14 protein-coding genes are annotated in these 14,466 nt (G+C 66.4%); all 14 read right to left on the bottom strand.

Features of this window, described 5'->3' with window-relative positions; translation table 11 throughout:
* Nucleotides 1-7: 7 nt before the first annotated feature.
* The 14 genes from rnhB to tsf all read right to left on the bottom strand — a co-directional run bounded on the left by rnhB (nucleotide 8) and on the right by tsf (nucleotide 14,354).
* Entirely contained in the window at nucleotides 8-694 is a 687-nt protein-coding gene (rnhB, locus tag ACREYQ_RS07480; RefSeq protein ID WP_432260110.1) for a ribonuclease HII, read from the bottom strand.
* Nucleotides 694-1,902, bottom strand: a complete 1,209-nt coding sequence (gene lpxB, locus ACREYQ_RS07475; protein WP_432260109.1) for a lipid-A-disaccharide synthase — start codon at nucleotides 1,900-1,902, stop codon at nucleotides 694-696. The genes rnhB and lpxB overlap by 1 nt, the downstream gene beginning before the upstream one ends.
* 12 nt (nucleotides 1,903-1,914) lie before the next feature.
* Nucleotides 1,915-2,718, bottom strand: coding sequence for an acyl-ACP--UDP-N-acetylglucosamine O-acyltransferase (gene lpxA / locus ACREYQ_RS07470; RefSeq protein ID WP_432260108.1), 804 nt, complete (start codon nucleotides 2,716-2,718; stop codon nucleotides 1,915-1,917).
* Nucleotides 2,719-2,853: 135 nt separating this feature from the next.
* Entirely contained in the window at nucleotides 2,854-3,303 is a 450-nt protein-coding gene (gene fabZ, locus ACREYQ_RS07465) for a 3-hydroxyacyl-ACP dehydratase FabZ (protein WP_010809590.1), read from the bottom strand.
* Between the two features lie 12 nt (nucleotides 3,304-3,315).
* Entirely contained in the window at nucleotides 3,316-4,407 is a 1,092-nt protein-coding gene (gene lpxD / locus ACREYQ_RS07460) for a UDP-3-O-(3-hydroxymyristoyl)glucosamine N-acyltransferase (RefSeq protein WP_432260107.1), read from the bottom strand.
* A 47-nt stretch (nucleotides 4,408-4,454) separates the two neighbouring features.
* Entirely contained in the window at nucleotides 4,455-4,982 is a 528-nt protein-coding gene (locus ACREYQ_RS07455) for an OmpH family outer membrane protein (protein WP_432260106.1), read from the bottom strand.
* A gap of 22 nt (nucleotides 4,983-5,004) precedes the next feature.
* Nucleotides 5,005-7,338 carry an outer membrane protein assembly factor BamA gene (bamA, locus tag ACREYQ_RS07450; RefSeq protein ID WP_432260105.1) on the bottom strand — a complete coding sequence of 778 codons (2,334 nt, stop codon included), beginning with the start codon at nucleotides 7,336-7,338 and terminating at the stop codon, nucleotides 5,005-5,007.
* A 101-nt stretch (nucleotides 7,339-7,439) separates the two neighbouring features.
* On the bottom strand, nucleotides 7,440-8,843 hold the full coding sequence (gene rseP, locus ACREYQ_RS07445) for an RIP metalloprotease RseP (protein WP_432260104.1): 1,404 nt from the start codon (nucleotides 8,841-8,843) through the stop codon (nucleotides 7,440-7,442).
* A gap of 108 nt (nucleotides 8,844-8,951) precedes the next feature.
* Nucleotides 8,952-10,133, bottom strand: coding sequence for a 1-deoxy-D-xylulose-5-phosphate reductoisomerase (gene ispC / locus ACREYQ_RS07440; RefSeq protein WP_432260103.1), 1,182 nt, complete (start codon nucleotides 10,131-10,133; stop codon nucleotides 8,952-8,954).
* 11 nt (nucleotides 10,134-10,144) lie between these two features.
* Complete coding sequence (locus tag ACREYQ_RS07435) at nucleotides 10,145-10,966, bottom strand: phosphatidate cytidylyltransferase (protein WP_432260102.1); 822 nt, start codon at nucleotides 10,964-10,966, stop codon at nucleotides 10,145-10,147.
* 37 nt (nucleotides 10,967-11,003) lie between these two features.
* Nucleotides 11,004-11,774 (bottom strand): isoprenyl transferase, encoded by a 771-nt coding sequence (locus ACREYQ_RS07430; RefSeq protein WP_432260375.1) that lies wholly within the window; start codon nucleotides 11,772-11,774, stop codon nucleotides 11,004-11,006.
* 44 nt (nucleotides 11,775-11,818) lie between these two features.
* Nucleotides 11,819-12,379: a ribosome recycling factor gene (gene frr, locus ACREYQ_RS07425; RefSeq protein WP_432260101.1), complete on the bottom strand. Its 561-nt coding sequence runs from the start codon at nucleotides 12,377-12,379 to the stop codon at nucleotides 11,819-11,821.
* Between the two features lie 111 nt (nucleotides 12,380-12,490).
* A complete protein-coding gene (gene pyrH / locus ACREYQ_RS07420; protein WP_432260100.1) occupies nucleotides 12,491-13,201 on the bottom strand; it encodes a UMP kinase in 711 nt (236 codons plus the stop codon).
* A 274-nt stretch (nucleotides 13,202-13,475) separates the two neighbouring features.
* A complete protein-coding gene (gene tsf, locus ACREYQ_RS07415; RefSeq protein WP_432260099.1) occupies nucleotides 13,476-14,354 on the bottom strand; it encodes a translation elongation factor Ts in 879 nt (292 codons plus the stop codon).
* Nucleotides 14,355-14,466 lie beyond the last annotated feature (112 nt).

The following is a 14,466-nucleotide window of genomic DNA, read 5'->3' as shown; positions in this document are numbered from 1 at the left end:
GTGCGCTTCACTGCGCGGCCGCGGCAGTGGCCGTGGTCATGGCGACAAACATGGGCCGCTGGGCCAACGCCTCGCGCACGGGCCCGAACGACCGGCGATGATGCGGCGATGCGCCGAACTGCGCCAGCGCTGCCAGGTGCTGCGGGGTGGGATAACCGGCGTGCGCGTCAAAGCCGTACTGCGGGTAGGTCTCGTGCAGCACCAACAGCTCGCGGTCGCGCGCCACCTTGGCCAGGATCGATGCCGCCGAGATGACCTTGACCAGGGCATCGCCCTTGACGATGGCTTCCACCGGAAACGGCACCTGCGGGCAGCGGTTGCCGTCGACCTGGACCAGGTCCGGCACCGTGCCGCTGGCGGCGAGGCCCTGCACGGCTCGCTGCATCGCCAGCATGCTGGCGTGCAAAATGTTGATCGTATCGATTTCCTCGACCGTGGCGAAGGCAATATGCCAGCCCAGCGCGCGCTCGCAGATCTCCTCGTACAGGGCCTCGCGCTTCGCGGCGGTCAGGATCTTGGAGTCCGCCAGGCCGCGGATCGGCCGGGCCGGATCCAGCACCACGGCGGCGGCATAGACCGGCCCCGCCAGCGGGCCGCGGCCCGCTTCGTCGACGCCGCACAGGCGCTGCACGGCGGATGCGGCCGGCGCCAGGTCCAGGCCCATCTGCGGCGAAGCCGCGTTGCGGCGCGCCATCAGACGGTCCCCCGGCTGTGCATCAGGTCCACCACCACATCGGCGGCCAGTTGCGCGGTATTGCACTTGAGCGTCTCGTGCATGCGGGTGAAATGCTCGTACAGGAAGGCGGTGTTGCCCTCGTCGTTGAGCTGCAGCAGCGTTTCGCGGGCCAGTGCCTCGGGCGTGGCGTCGTCCTGCAGCAGCTCGGGCACGACAAAGCGCCCTGAAAGGATATTAGGCAATCCGACGTAAGGCAGATAACCCTGCCGCTTCATGATCTGCGCGGTCAGCCAGGGCACCTTGTACGAGATCACCATCGGCTTCTTGTACAGCGCCGCTTCCAGCGTGGCGGTGCCGCTGGCCAGCAGCACCACGTCGGCGGCTTCCATCGCCTGGTGGGACTTGCCGTCGACGATGGTCAGGCGCAGTTCCGGATACTGCGCGTGCAGTTCTTCGACAATGGCGCGCAGCGGCGCGCTCGCCGCCGGCAGCACGAACGCCAGGTTCGGGTCCATGCGCTGCATGCGTGCCATCGCCGCAAAAAAGGTCGCACCGAGATTGCGTACCTCGGACTGGCGGCTGCCAGGCAGCACCGCCACCACCCGATGCCCCGCGGGCAGGCCGAGTTCGGCGCGCGCGCCGGCCACGTCAGGCACCATCGGGATCACGTCGGCCAGTGGATGGCCCACGTAGGTGGCAGGGATGCCAGCCTTGCCGTAGATCTCGGGCTCGAACGGAAACAGGCACAGGATGTGGTCCACCGCGCGCGCGATGGTGCGGATGCGTCCGCCGCGCCAGGCCCAGATCGACGGGCTGACAAAGTGCACCACCGGAATGCCGGCACGGCGCAGCGGCACTTCCAGGCCGAAATTGAAATCCGGGGCATCCACCCCGATAAAGCACAGCGGCGGATTGGCCAGCAGCCAATCGCGCACCGCGCGGCGCGTCGCCAGGATCTCGCGCAGCGAGCCCAGGACTTCGACATAGCCGTTGACCGACAGCGTTTCCATCGGCCAGCGCGAGGCGAAGCCCTGCGCCATCATGCGCTTGCCGCCGATGCCGGCGTACTCGACCGTATCGCCCAGGCGGGACTGCAGCCCGCCCATCATCAACGATGCCAGCAGGTCGCCCGAGGCCTCGCCGGCCACCATGGCGATGGTGCCGCGCCTGCCCGCGGCACTACCGTTGCCGGTGGGCAAGCCACCCCGAATCGCGGCGTCCACCATGTGCGCCCGGTCTCAGCGCACGATGCCGCGCTGGGTGGCGGCAAGGAAGTCGACAAAGGCCTGCAGCGGAACCGCCGTGCCGGCATCAGCCTGGGCCAGCAAGGCGGCGATCTCGCTGCGCGCCTCGTCGAAGCTGAGGTCGGACTTGTACAGCAGCTTGTAGGCTTGCCGCAGCGCGGCGATCTGGCCGGCGTCGAAGCCGCGGCGGCGCAGCCCTTCGACGTTGACGCCATGCGGCGTGGCCTTGTTGCCGTTCTTGTCGCTGGCCGCGATCACGAACGGCGGCACGTCCTGCACCAGCGCCGAAGCGCCGCCCAGCATCGCATGGGCGCCGATGCGCACGAACTGGTGCACGCCGCTCATGCCGCCCAGGATGGCCCAGTCGCCCACTTCAACGTGGCCGGCGATCTGCGCGTTGCTGGAAAACACGGTGTGGTTGCCGACCATGCAGTCATGCGCGATATGCACGTAGGCCATGATCCAGTTGTCGTTGCCGATGCTGGTCAGGCCACGGTCCTGCACCGTGCCGGTGTGGATCGTGGTGAATTCGCGGATGGTGTTGCGGTCGCCGATCTCGAGCCGGGTCGGCTCGTTGCGGTACTTCATGTCCTGCGGCACGCCGCCAACCGACGCATAGGGACCGATCTGGTTGCCCGCGCCGATCGTGGTATGACCCTCGACCGTCGTATGCGAGCCGATCCGGGTGCCGCTGCCGATCCGCACATTGGGGCCGACGATGGAGAACGGGCCGACGGTTACGTCGGCTGCCAGTTCTGCCTTCGGGTCGACCAGTGCGGTGGGGTGGATTTGCGTCATGCGTCCTGTCCTGTGGTGGGTCTGGTGAAGGATGGGCCAATGCGCGGGGCAAAGGTTCCCGTCCGGGCCGTCAGCCCCCGCTTGCACGGGAGCGCGGCAGTCAGCGGGCGGCGCCGCCGCCGGCCGCGGGCGGCCTCACTCGGCCTGCTTCACGGTGCACATCAGCTCCGCCTCGCAGGCGACCTTGTCGTCGACGGTGGCAAACGCCTTGAACTTCCAGATGCCGCGGATATAGCGCTCGACCGTCACGTTCATGTGCAGCTGGTCGCCCGGGTACACCACCTGCTTGAAGCGGGCGCCGTCGATGCCGACGAAGTAGTACAGCGCGCCCTCCTTGCGCTCCATGTCGGCGCCGAAGGTCAGCAGGCCGGCCGACTGCGCCAGCGCTTCCAGGATCATCACGCCAGGCATCACCGGCTGCTCCGGGAAATGGCCCTGGAAGTACGGTTCGTTGATGGTGACGTTCTTCAGCGTCTTGATCCGCTTCTGCGCCTCGAACTCCAGCACGCGGTCCACCAGCAGGAACGGGTACCGGTGCGGCAGCAGCTTGAGGATCTTGCGGATATCGATTTCGGCCGCGCTCATGATGATTTCTCTTTAGTCTTGTGAGGTTTGGGACCCGGCGGCCTGGCCGCGCAGGCGGCGTTCCAGCGCCACCACCCGTTCGCGCAGCTTGCTCAGGCCGCGCACGATGGCTGCATTGCGTTCCCACTCGCCGTGCGGCAGGAACGGAAAGACGCTGGTGAAATGCCCCCCGGGCTTGGTAATGGATTTGGTGATCGAGGTGCCGCCCGACACCGTGGTGCGGTCGGCAATGTTCAGGTGGCCGGCAAAATTGGCCGCACCGCCGATCACGCAGCAGCGCCCGATGCGCGTGCTGCCCGATACCGCCGCACAGCCTGCAATCACCGTATGGGCCCCGACACGCACGTTGTGCGCGATCTGGACCTGGTTGTCGATCTTGCAGCCGTCCTCGATCACGGTGTCGGCCATGGCGCCGCGGTCGATCGCGGTATTCGCGCCGACCTCCACGTCATTGCCCAGCACCGCGCGTCCCGTTTGCGGGATCTTCACGTATTCAACGCCGGTCGCGCTGATGTCCGGCGCAAAGCCGAAACCATCCGCACCGATCACCACGCCGCTGTGCAGGATGGCGCGGGCGCCGACCACGCAATGGTGGTAGACCGAAACGTTGGCATAGAGCAGCGAATCGTCACCGATCTCTGCCTGCGCGCCGACATAGCCGTTGGCCAGGATGCGCACGCGCTCGCCCAGGCGCGCACCGGCTTCGATGACCACGTTGGGGCCGATGTAGCACGACGCCGGCACCACCGCGCCAGGCGCCACGGTGGCGCGCGCATCGATGCCGGTGCGGGGATCGGTGTTGGCCGCACGGTCGTAACGCTGCGCCACGCGGGCAAAGCAAACGTAGGGATTGCGCGCCACCAGCCAGTTGCGGCCGTCGGCCCTGCCCTCGGCGCGCACGCGCTCGAGGTCGGCGGCCGAGACGATCACGGCGCCGGCCCTGGAATCCAGCGCCTGCTGCAGGTAGAGCGGATTGGACAGGAACGAGAGTTCGCCCGGTCCGGCCTGATCCAGCGGGGCCAGGCCGGAGATCGCCAGGTCGGGGTCACCCACAACCTGCGCGCCGTTCTCGGTGGCGAGCTGACCCAGTGTGGGTGTCTGCATGGCGGTACTTCCTGATGAAAAAACGGGAACGAAGAAACGGCGGCGGCTTACTTGCTGCCGGCGTTCAGCGCCTTCATCACGTCGTCGGTGATATCGATGCGCGGGTTCACGTACACCGCTTCCTGCACGATCAGGTCGTACTTGCGCTGCTCGGCCAGCTGGCGGATCACGCGGTTGGCGCGCTCCAGCACCTGGGCCAGTTCCTCATTGCGGCGCTGGTTCAGGTCCTCGCGGAACTCGCGCTGCTTGCGCTGGAACTCGCGGTCCTGGTCAGCCACTTCGCGCTGGCGGCGCTGGCGGTCGGAGTCGGCCAGCACGGCCGTGTCCTTGTCCAGCTTGTCGGCCATGGCCTTGATCTTCTGGGCCATGTCCTGCAGCTCGCGGTCGCGCTTGGAGAATTCCTGCTCCAGCTTGACCTGGGCCGCCTTGGCGGGCTGCGAATCGCGCAGGATGCGCTCGGAGTTCACGGCGGCAATGCGCGCCTCCTGGGCCGAAGCCGGCACCGCGGCGCAGATCGCAGCGGTAGCGAGCGCGGCGGCGCCCAGGGATTTGACCAGTTTGAATTTTGTAGTCATGAAAACAGATCCTTTTTCAGAATCAGAATGCCGTGCCGATCTGGAACTGGAAGCGCTGAACCTTGTCGTTCACGTCCTTCTTCAGCGGGAAGCCCATGCTGATCTTCAGCGGGCCGATTGGCGACAGCCACGACATGCCGAAGCCGGTCGAGTACTTCAGCTCGCTGAACAGCAGCGGCTGGCCTTCCTGATAGACGTTGCCGAAGTCAAAGAACGTGAACAGGCGCAGCGTACGGTCCACGCCCGAGCCCGGCAGCGGGAAGATGAATTCGACGTTGCCGATCATCTTGGAGGCGCCGCCCACCGGGTTGCCGTTCTGGTCCTTCGGACCCAGCGTGCTGGTCTGGTAGCCGCGCACCGAGCCGATACCGCCGGCGTAGAAGTACTTGAACACCGGGAACGGCGTACTGCCGTAGCCGTGGCCGTAAGCGACTTCGCCATTCAGTGCCAGCGTGAAGGACTTCGAGATCGGGTAGAAGTACTGCTGCTGCACGCTGGCGCGGTAGTACTGCGTATCGCCGCCCGGAATGCCGACTTCCAGGTTGGCCTGGGTGTACGGGCCCTTGGTCGGGACCAGCGCGCTGTCGCGGCGGTCACGTGCCCAGCCGATCGTGAACGGGAAGTTGTTGATGCCGTCGCCGCTGCTCTTGCCGATCTTGCCGAGCCAGTTGGTGTACTGGCTCGGCGTGTTGACCGACGTAAACACCTGGGTCCGTTCGTAACCGATGCCAAAGAACACCGTGTCGACTTCCGAGAACGGCACGCCGAACTTGAAGCCGCCGCCGGCCGACACGATCTTGTAGTCCTGGTCGCCCGTGTAGTACAGCGGACGGGACGTGCGGTAGTAGACATCGGTCGAGCGGCTGATGCCGTCCACCGTGAAATACGGGTCGTACTGCGTCAGCGCGATGGTCCGGAACGACTTGGCGGTGTTCACGTCCAGGCCCAGGCTGGTGCCGGAGCCAAACACGTTGTCCTGGCGCAGGCCGGCCTGCAGCACCAGCTTGTCGGTGGACGAAAAGCCCACGCCCAGGCTGATCTGGCCGGTCGGCTTTTCAGTCACGTTGACGTTCACATCGACCTGGTCGGGCGCGCCCGGCACGTCCTCGGTGGTGATGTTGGTGTCGGTGAAGTAGCCGGTACGGTTGATACGCGCCTGCGACTGCGTCAGCTTCTCGCTGTCGAACCACGAGCTTTCCATCTGGCGCATCTCGCGGCGCACCACTTCGTCGCGGGTCTTGCTGTTGCCGACCACGTTGACGCGGCGCACATAGACACGGCGGCCGGGGTCGACCATCAGGGTCAGCGCGACTTCACGCTTGTCCTTGTCGATCTGCGGTTGCGGATTGATGGTCGTGAACGCGTAGCCGTAGGTGCCCAGCAGGTCCGTGATGGCCTTGGTGCTCTGCGTCAGCTTCTCGGACGAGAAAATATCGCCCTTCTTCAGCTGCAGCAGTTTTTCCATTTCGTCCTGCTTGCCCAGCAGCTCGCCCGCCAGGCGCACGTCGGACACCTTGTACTGGTCGCCTTCCTTGATGTTCAGGGTCAGGAAGATGTCCTTCTTGTCCGGCGTGATCGACACCTGGGTCGACTCGATCGCGAACTCGAGGTAGCCGCGGTTCAGGTAGAACGAGCGCAGCGCTTCCAGGTCGGCGGTCAGCTTCTGCTTCGAGTACAGGTCGTTCTTGGTGTACCAGGACAGCCAGTTCGGCGTGGACAGCTGCATCTCGTCGCGCAGCGTGCCTTCCTTGAAGGCCTTGTTGCCGACGATATTGATCTGGCGGATCTTGGCGACCGGGCCCTCGTCCACGTTGAACACGACCGAAACGCGGTTGCGGTCCACCGGCGTGATCGTGGTCTGCACGTCGGCGGCGTAGTAACCGCGTGCGACGTACTGGCGCTTGAGCTCCTGCTCGGCCTTGTCGATCAGTGCCTTGTCGTAATACCGGGCTTCGGCCACGCCAACGGCACGCAGCGAACGGCGCAGCGTGTCCTTGTCGAATTCCTTGATGCCGACGAATTCGAGCTGCGAGATCGCCGGCCGCTCTTCGACCTGGACCACCAGCACGCCTTCCTCGGCGCGGATCTGCACGTCCTTGAAGAAGCCGGTATTGTAGAGGGCACGGATGGCGTCGGCGCCCTTGTCGTCGGTGAAGGTTTCACCAACGCGCACTGGCAGGTAGCCAAACACGGTACCCGGCTCGACGCGTTGCAGTCCCTCAACGCGGATGTCCTTGACCACGAACGGATCGGCAGCCCAGCCCGCCGGGCTCCAGGCTGCAATAACGGCACTCGCGAGCAAGCCCAGCGAAATGCGCTTATGTCTGATCAATGTTGATCCCCTCTTTGATTCCATCCAGGATTGCGCTCCGATGCCTCATTGGACTGCGCCTGGCAAATGGCGTCCCTGGCGACGGTGTCCGACGACACCACCGCCCCCTTTGCCGACACACGTTTCTAGCCGTTCGCCAGAAACATTCGGCTGACGTCATTGAACAAAGCGAGCGAAGTCAGGAGCAAGATGCAGGCGATGCCAACCTTCTGCAGCATTGCCTGCCAGTGGTCTGGGACGGGCCGGCCAGTCAAAAATTCCACGCAATAATACAGCAAATGCCCCCCATCCAGAACCGGAATGGGTAACAAATTGAGTACGCCAAGGCTGACGCTGACCAGTGCCAGGAAGCTGACAAAGGCCTGCAGGCCAAGGTTCGCGGCGCGCCCGGCGTAGTCCGCGACGGTCAGCGGCCCGCTCAGGTTCTGCAGCGAAGCCTGCCCCACCAGCATCTTGCCCAGCAGCTTGAGCGACAGCGCGCTGGTGTCCCAGACCTGGCCGGCCGCGCGTGCCAGCGCCTCGTCCGGCCGGTAGCGTACGGTTTCCATCTGGACGGCCTGGCTGAGCGCCGCGCCCAGCTTGCCCGACGGCGCCGGGTTGGCGCCGCTCGCGTCCCTGGCGCCCTCCCGCGCCGCGGCGGTATCGAGCGTGACCGGCACGTCCAGGCGCTTGCCGTCGCGCTCGATGCCCAGTGTCACGGCCTGGCCAGGCTGGCTGCGCACCGCCTTGATCAGCACGCTGGCCTGGGTGAGCGGGCTGCCCAGCCAGGCCACGATGCGGTCGCCCTTTTTCAGTCCGGCGCGCTCGGCGGCCGAGTCCGGCAGCACCTCGGTAATCGTCACCGGGCCGCCTTGCAGGCTCAGGCCGAGCGTGGCCAGCGGATCCTGTTCCGGATTGCCCCCGGTATTTGGCAGGCGCGGCAGCGTCACGTCGCGCTCGGCCCCGTCGGCGCCGCGCACGCGCAGCACCGCGCGGGCATCGCCAAAGCCTTCGGCAAAGACGGCCATGCGCAGGTCGTTCCAGGAACGCACCGCCTCGGTATGGCCGCCGGCGGTCAGCGACAACACCCGGTCGCCTTCGCGCACGCCGGCCTGCGCCGCCATGGTGCCGGCCGCGGGCGCGGCCACCACCGGCGCGGGCTCGCGCATGCCACCGGCGAACAAGGCGAAATACAGCACGATCGCCAGCGCAAAATTGGCCAGCGGGCCGGCTGCCACGATCACGAAGCGCTTGCCCACCGGCTGGCGGTTGAAGGCCCGCGGCAGCTCGGCCGGATCGATCGGCGCGTCGCGCTCGGGATCGATCTCGCGCTCGTCCAGCATCTTGACGTAGCCGCCCAGCGGAATCGCCGCCACCGTCCACTCGGTCCGGTCGCGGCCGTTCGAGATCCAGCGCAGCAGGGGCCGTCCGAAGCCAATGGAGAAACGCAGCACCTTCACGCCGCAGGCGCGCGCGGCAAGGTAGTGCCCCATTTCATGCACATAGATGAGCACGCACAGGGCAACGACGAAAGCGAGTACGGTTTGCATGAGGCGTCGGGACGTCGGTAACGATGGCTGGGCTGGCGCGCCGGCTCCGAAGGGACCGCGGCCAGCGTAAGCGCTATTGTCGCAGATGCGGCAGGCCGCCCCGCCGCTTTAGCGCGCCGTTGCCCGCGCGGCCACGCCGGCGCGGGCCGCCTCGCGCGCCATGGCATCGGCCGCCAGCACGGCTTCAAGCGTATCCGCGGAACCATTAGGTGATGCCTCAAGCACCTCACGGACGATGCCGGCAATATCGGTAAAGCGCACCCGGCCGTCCAGGAATGCCTCGACCGCCACTTCATTCGCGGCATTGAGCACCGCGGGCGCCACGCCGGCGGCGCGCAGCGCGTCAAAAGCCAGCCCCAGGCACGGGAACCGCACCAGGTCCGGCTTCTCGAAGTGCAGGCCGCCTGCCACCGTCAAGTCGAGTGGCGTCACGCCCGCATCGATCCGTTCCGGGTACGCCAGGCCATAGGCAATTGGCGTGCGCATGTCCGGGTTGCCCAGCTGCGCCAGCACCGAGCCGTCGGTGTAGGCCACCATCGAATGCACGATGCTCTGCGGGTGGATCAGCACCTCGATGCGCTCGGCGGGAGCAGCGAACAGCCAGTGGGCCTCGATGACCTCGAGGCCCTTGTTCATCATCGTGGCCGAGTCAACCGAGATCTTGCGGCCCATGACCCAGTTGGGATGGGCGCAGGCCTGGTCAGGGGAGATATCGTGCAGCGTGGCCGGGTCGCGCGTGCGGAACGGCCCGCCCGACGCGGTCAGCAGCACCTTGGCCACGCCGCGGCCATAGCGCGGATCGTCGGCCGGCAGGCACTGGAAGATGGCATTGTGCTCGCTGTCGATCGGCAGCAGCGTGGCGCCGTGTTCGCGCACCGCATCCATGAAGATGCGGCCTGACATGACCAGCGCTTCCTTGTTGGCCAGCAGCACGCGCTTGCCCGCGCGTGCCGCCGCCAGCGTCGGGCGCAGGCCGGCGGCGCCGACGATGGCGGCCATGACCGCATCGGTCTGCGCATCGGCCGCCACCGATTCCAGCGCGGCTTCGCCGTAGCTGACCTCGGTCTTCACGCCGGCGTCGCGCAGCAGCATTTCCAGTTCACGCGCCGCCTCGGCCGTCCCCACCACGGCGCGCGCCGGGCGGAACTCGACGCACTGGTCGGCCAGCTTGCGTACCTGCCGGTGGGCGGTCAGCGCATGCGCCGCGTAGCGGTCAGGATGGCGCCTGATCACGTCCAGTGTGCTTTCGCCGATGGAGCCGGTGGCGCCGAGGATGGTAATGCGATGCATAGCAGACGGCTTCAGAGAAAAATGAGCATCAGGGCGGCCAGCGGGAACACCGGCAGCAAGGCGTCGATACGGTCCAGCACGCCGCCATGCCCGGGCAACAGCCGGCTGCTGTCCTTCATGCCGACCTGGCGCTTGAGCAGCGATTCGAACAGGTCGCCGACCACGCTCGCCGCGACCAGCAGCGTGGTCAGCACCGCCACGTAGGCCAGCCCGCCACGGCCGCCCATCGCCGAGAACCACGTCGGCGCAAAGGCTTGGGTGGCGGCCAGCGCCAGGCCGATCACCAGCGCCAGCAGCCAGCCGCCGATGGCACCCTCCCAGGACTTGCCCGGGCTGATGCCAGGCGCCAGCTTGCGCCGGCCGATGGCCTTGCCGGTGAAATACGCGCCGATATCGGCCGCCCACACCAGCACGGCCGCGGTCAGCAGCACGCCGATGCCGGCACCGCGCAGGATCATGGTGGCATGGGCGAAGGCGGGCAGCATCACCAGGCCCAGGAGCGCGCCCAGCGCCGTGAACGCCGGCGTCGCGGCACGTACGCCGCGTCCCAGCAGCATCACCGCCACGCCCCAGCACACCACGGCCGCTTCCAGCAGCCAGGTCGTGGCGTGGCGCAGCGGCAGGTCATGCCAGGCAATGGCGGCGATCAGGCAGGCCAGCGCATAGACATAGGGCCACGGCCCGCGCAGCCCGATCAGGCGGCCGAATTCCCAGCCGCCCAGCAGCACGATCACGCCAACCAGCCCGGCCAGCGCCGCGGGCGGCGCCAGGAACAGGATCGGCAGGATCAGCAGCAACAGGCACAGGGCAGTGATGACGCGGGTGAGGAGCATGCGCTGCAAGTCCCGTGAGAGGTTGGAGTAACCAGGCTCAGGCCGTACCCGAAAGTCCCGGAGCAACCAGCTGCGCGCTGGTGCGGCCAAAACGGCGTTCGCGATGGCGGTACGAGGCAAAGGCCTTGTCGAGTTCCGCGGCATCGAAGTCCGGCCAGAATACGTCGGTGAAATACAGCTCGGAATAGGCCAGCTGCCACAGCAGGAAATTGCTGATGCGCTGTTCGCCGCCGGTGCGGATGAACAGGTCCGGCTCCGGCGCGTAGGCCATCGCCAGGTGCGGCGCCAGCACCGATTCGTCAATCGATGACGGATCCAGCATGGGCGAGCGCGCCAGCATCTTGCGCATGGCCTGCAGCAGGTCCCAGCGCCCGCCGTAGTTGGCGGCGATGGTCACGGTCAGGCCGGTGTTGCCGGCGGTGCGTGTTTCGGCATCGCGGATCATTTGCTGGATGCGCGGGCTGAAGCGGCTCAGGTCGCCCACCACCCGCAGGCGGATGTTGTTGGCGTGCATCTTCACCACTTCGCGCCGCAGGGCCATCATGAACAGCCGCATCAGGAACGAGACCTCGTCGGCCGGACGGCGCCAGTTCTCGGAGCTGAACGCGAACAGCGTCAGGTACTGAACGCCCCGGGCGGCACTGGCTTCCACCACCGCGCGCACCGCGTCCAGCCCACGGGTGTGCCCGGCAACGCGCGGCAGGTGCCGCTGGGTCGCCCAGCGGCCGTTGCCATCCATGATGATGGCAACGTGGCGGGGCACGTAGGAGGTGTCGGGGACGTCGAGCGTTGAACTGATGTGCTGCATGATGGCAGACGGCAACTGACTGTCCCGGCTATGCCGGGACAGGGTCAGACCGTCATGATCTCCTTCTCTTTCTCGGCGACCATCTTGTCGATCTCGGCCACGTACTTGTCGGTCAGCTTCTGCACTTCGTCCTGGCCGCGGCGCTCGTCGTCCTCGGAGATGGTCTTGTCCTTGACCAGCTTCTTGAACTGTTCGTTGGCATCGCGGCGCAGGTTGCGCACGGCAATCTTGGCGCCTTCGGCCTCGCCCTTGACGACCTTGGTCAGCTCCTTGCGGCGCTCTTCGGTCAGTGCGGGCATCGGCACGCGGATCACTTCGCCCATGGTGGCGGGGTTCAGGCCCAGGTCGCAGTCGCGGATGGCCTTCTCGACCGCGCTCACCATCTTCTTTTCCCAAGGCTGCACCGAAATGGTACGCGCATCGGCCAGTCCGACCGCCGCAACCTGGCTGATCGGCACCATCGAGCCGTAGTAGTCAACCTGAACATGGTCGAGCAGGCCGGTGTGGGCACGGCCAGTGCGGATCTTCGCCAGATCGGCCTTGAAGGCTTCGATCGACTTCTGCATTTTCTGCTCGACGCTCTTCTTTGTGTCGGCGACGCTCATTTTTACCTCCGGAAATCAACCAACCATGATCCCGCTGGGGATCGAAAATGAATCATTCTACTCTTTGCCCGGGCGGATACCAGCGCGGCGGCGCAGCATCCGTTACCGGACTCACACATGCACCAGGGTGCCCTCGTCCTCGCCCAGGATCACCCGCTTGAGCGCGCCCGGCTTGACGATCGAGAACACCTTGATCGGCAGCTTCTGGTCGCGGCACAGCGCAAAGGCAGTGGCGTCCATCACCTGCAGGTTGCGGGAGATGGCCTCGTCGAAGGTAATGGTGGCGTAGCGCGTGGCGCTGGGGTCCTTCTTCGGGTCGGCGGTGTACACACCGTCAACCTTGGTCGCCTTCAGCACGATTTCAGCCCCGATTTCCGAGCCGCGCAGCGCGGCGGCGGTATCGGTGGTGAAGAACGGGTTGCCGGTGCCGGCGGCGAAGATCACCACCTTGCCCTCTTCCAGCTGGCGGATCGCGCGCGGGCGGATATAGGGCTCGACCACCTGGTCCATGCGCAGCGCGGACTGCACGCGGCCTTCGATATTGGCATGGCGCATCGCGTCCTGCAGCGCCAGCGCGTTCATCATGGTGGCCAGCATGCCCATGTAGTCGGCAGTGGCGCGGTCCATGCCGGCGGCGCCGCCCGCGACACCGCGGAAGATATTGCCGCCGCCGATGACCACCGCCACCTGCACGCCGAGCTTCACGATCTCGGCAATGTCGTTCACCATCGCTTCGATGGTGGAGCGGTTGATGCCGAAGGCATCTTCGCCCATCAGGGCTTCACCGGACAGTTTCAGAAGGACGCGCTTGTAGGCTGGCATGTTCACCCTCGGACAGGAGCAGATCGCTCGGTTGAGACGATCCTGAGACGTATGTTTTGGCACCGGCGGCACGGATCATCGTGCCGCCGGCGGAAGAAAGCCGGTTTTCGTGGTGCCCCGGCCTGCACCTGGACCACCACGAAAACAGACTGCTGCAGTGCAGCGCGACTCTCGCCGCGCCCCACTACTTGTGCAGAGGGGCACCTTACGGCGCCCCTGCGGCATTATAGGCGCCCGGACCAGCCCGAATGGGCAGTCCGCGGCGCCCCGGACATCAGCCCTTCTGGGCAGCGGCCACCTGGGCGGCCACTTCAGCGGCGAAGTCGTCCTGCTTCTTCTCGATGCCTTCGCCCACCACGAACAGGCTGAAGCCCTTCACCGCCGTGTTGGCGGCCTTCAGCATCTGCTCAACCGTCTGCTTGTCGTTCTTCACGAACGGCTGGTTGAACAGCGAGACTTCCTTCAGGTACTTCTGCACCGAGCCTTCCACCATCTTGGCAGCGATCTCGGCCGGCTTGCCCGATTCGGCAGCCTTCTGCTCGGCGATGCTGCGCTCCTTGGCGATCAGGTCGGCGGGGACCTGTTCGGCCGACAGCGACACCGGCTTCATGGCGGCCACGTGCATGGCCACGTCCTTGGCGGCGGCTTCGTCGCCGCCGAACTCGACCATCACGCCGATGCGGGTGCCGTGCAGGTACGAAACCAGCTTGCCGCCGTTGGCGTAGCGGGCAAAGCGGCGGATCGTCAGGTTCTCGCCGATCTTGCCGATCAGGGCGGTGCGGGTGGCTTCGACGCTCACGCCGTCGATTTCCAGCGCGGCCAGGGCAGCCACGTCGGCCGGGTTCTGCCTGGCGATCAGTTCAGCGATCTTGGCCGAGAAGGCCAGGAAGTCGTCGTTCTTGGAGACGAAATCGGTCTCGCAGTTCAGTTCGACCAGCACGCCGGTGGTGCCGTCGATGAACGATGCGACCACGCCCTCGGCGGTCACGCGCGATGCGGCCTTGCTGGCCTTGTTGCCCAGCTTGACGCGCAGCAGCTCTTCGGCCTTGTTCAGGTCGCCGTCGGCCTCGGTCAGGGCCTTCTTGCACTCCATCATCGGCGCGTCGGTCTTCGCGCGCAGTTCTGCAACCATGCTTGCGGTAATTGCCGCCATTTGTCACTCCTTGAATGGTTCGCGCCGGCTGCCGTCAGTCGCCCGCGGCACCCGGTCGGTGGGTCTACAGCACACCCGCGGCAGATGCTGCCTGCGGCGGATGACAACAATT

Origin of the sequence: Cupriavidus sp. TMH.W2 (assembly GCF_050847365.1) — a bacterium.
GTDB lineage: Bacteria > Pseudomonadota > Gammaproteobacteria > Burkholderiales > Burkholderiaceae > Cupriavidus.
Note: the sequence above shows the minus strand (reverse complement) of the source record. Positions and strands in the feature narration are given on the sequence as shown.

Bases quoted from the DNA above. Each gene is read 5' to 3' on its own strand.
- rnhB (WP_432260110.1), bottom strand. From the start codon at position 694: ATGGCGCGCCGCAACGCGGCTTCGCCGCAGATGGGCCTGGACCTGGCG.
- lpxB (WP_432260109.1), bottom strand. From the start codon at position 1,902: ATGGTGGACGCCGCGATTCGGGGTGGCTTGCCCACCGGCAACGGTAGT.
- lpxA (WP_432260108.1), bottom strand. From the start codon at position 2,718: ATGACGCAAATCCACCCCACCGCACTGGTCGACCCGAAGGCAGAACTG.
- fabZ (WP_010809590.1), bottom strand. From the start codon at position 3,303: ATGAGCGCGGCCGAAATCGATATCCGCAAGATCCTCAAGCTGCTGCCG.
- lpxD (WP_432260107.1), bottom strand. From the start codon at position 4,407: ATGCAGACACCCACACTGGGTCAGCTCGCCACCGAGAACGGCGCGCAG.
- ACREYQ_RS07455 (WP_432260106.1), bottom strand. From the start codon at position 4,982: ATGACTACAAAATTCAAACTGGTCAAATCCCTGGGCGCCGCCGCGCTC.
- bamA (WP_432260105.1), bottom strand. From the start codon at position 7,338: ATGGAATCAAAGAGGGGATCAACATTGATCAGACATAAGCGCATTTCG.
- rseP (WP_432260104.1), bottom strand. From the start codon at position 8,843: ATGCAAACCGTACTCGCTTTCGTCGTTGCCCTGTGCGTGCTCATCTAT.
- ispC (WP_432260103.1), bottom strand. From the start codon at position 10,133: ATGCATCGCATTACCATCCTCGGCGCCACCGGCTCCATCGGCGAAAGC.
- ACREYQ_RS07435 (WP_432260102.1), bottom strand. From the start codon at position 10,966: ATGCTCCTCACCCGCGTCATCACTGCCCTGTGCCTGTTGCTGCTGATC.
- ACREYQ_RS07430 (WP_432260375.1), bottom strand. From the start codon at position 11,774: ATGCAGCACATCAGTTCAACGCTCGACGTCCCCGACACCTCCTACGTG.
- frr (WP_432260101.1), bottom strand. From the start codon at position 12,379: ATGAGCGTCGCCGACACAAAGAAGAGCGTCGAGCAGAAAATGCAGAAG.
- pyrH (WP_432260100.1), bottom strand. From the start codon at position 13,201: ATGCCAGCCTACAAGCGCGTCCTTCTGAAACTGTCCGGTGAAGCCCTG.
- tsf (WP_432260099.1), bottom strand. From the start codon at position 14,354: ATGGCGGCAATTACCGCAAGCATGGTTGCAGAACTGCGCGCGAAGACC.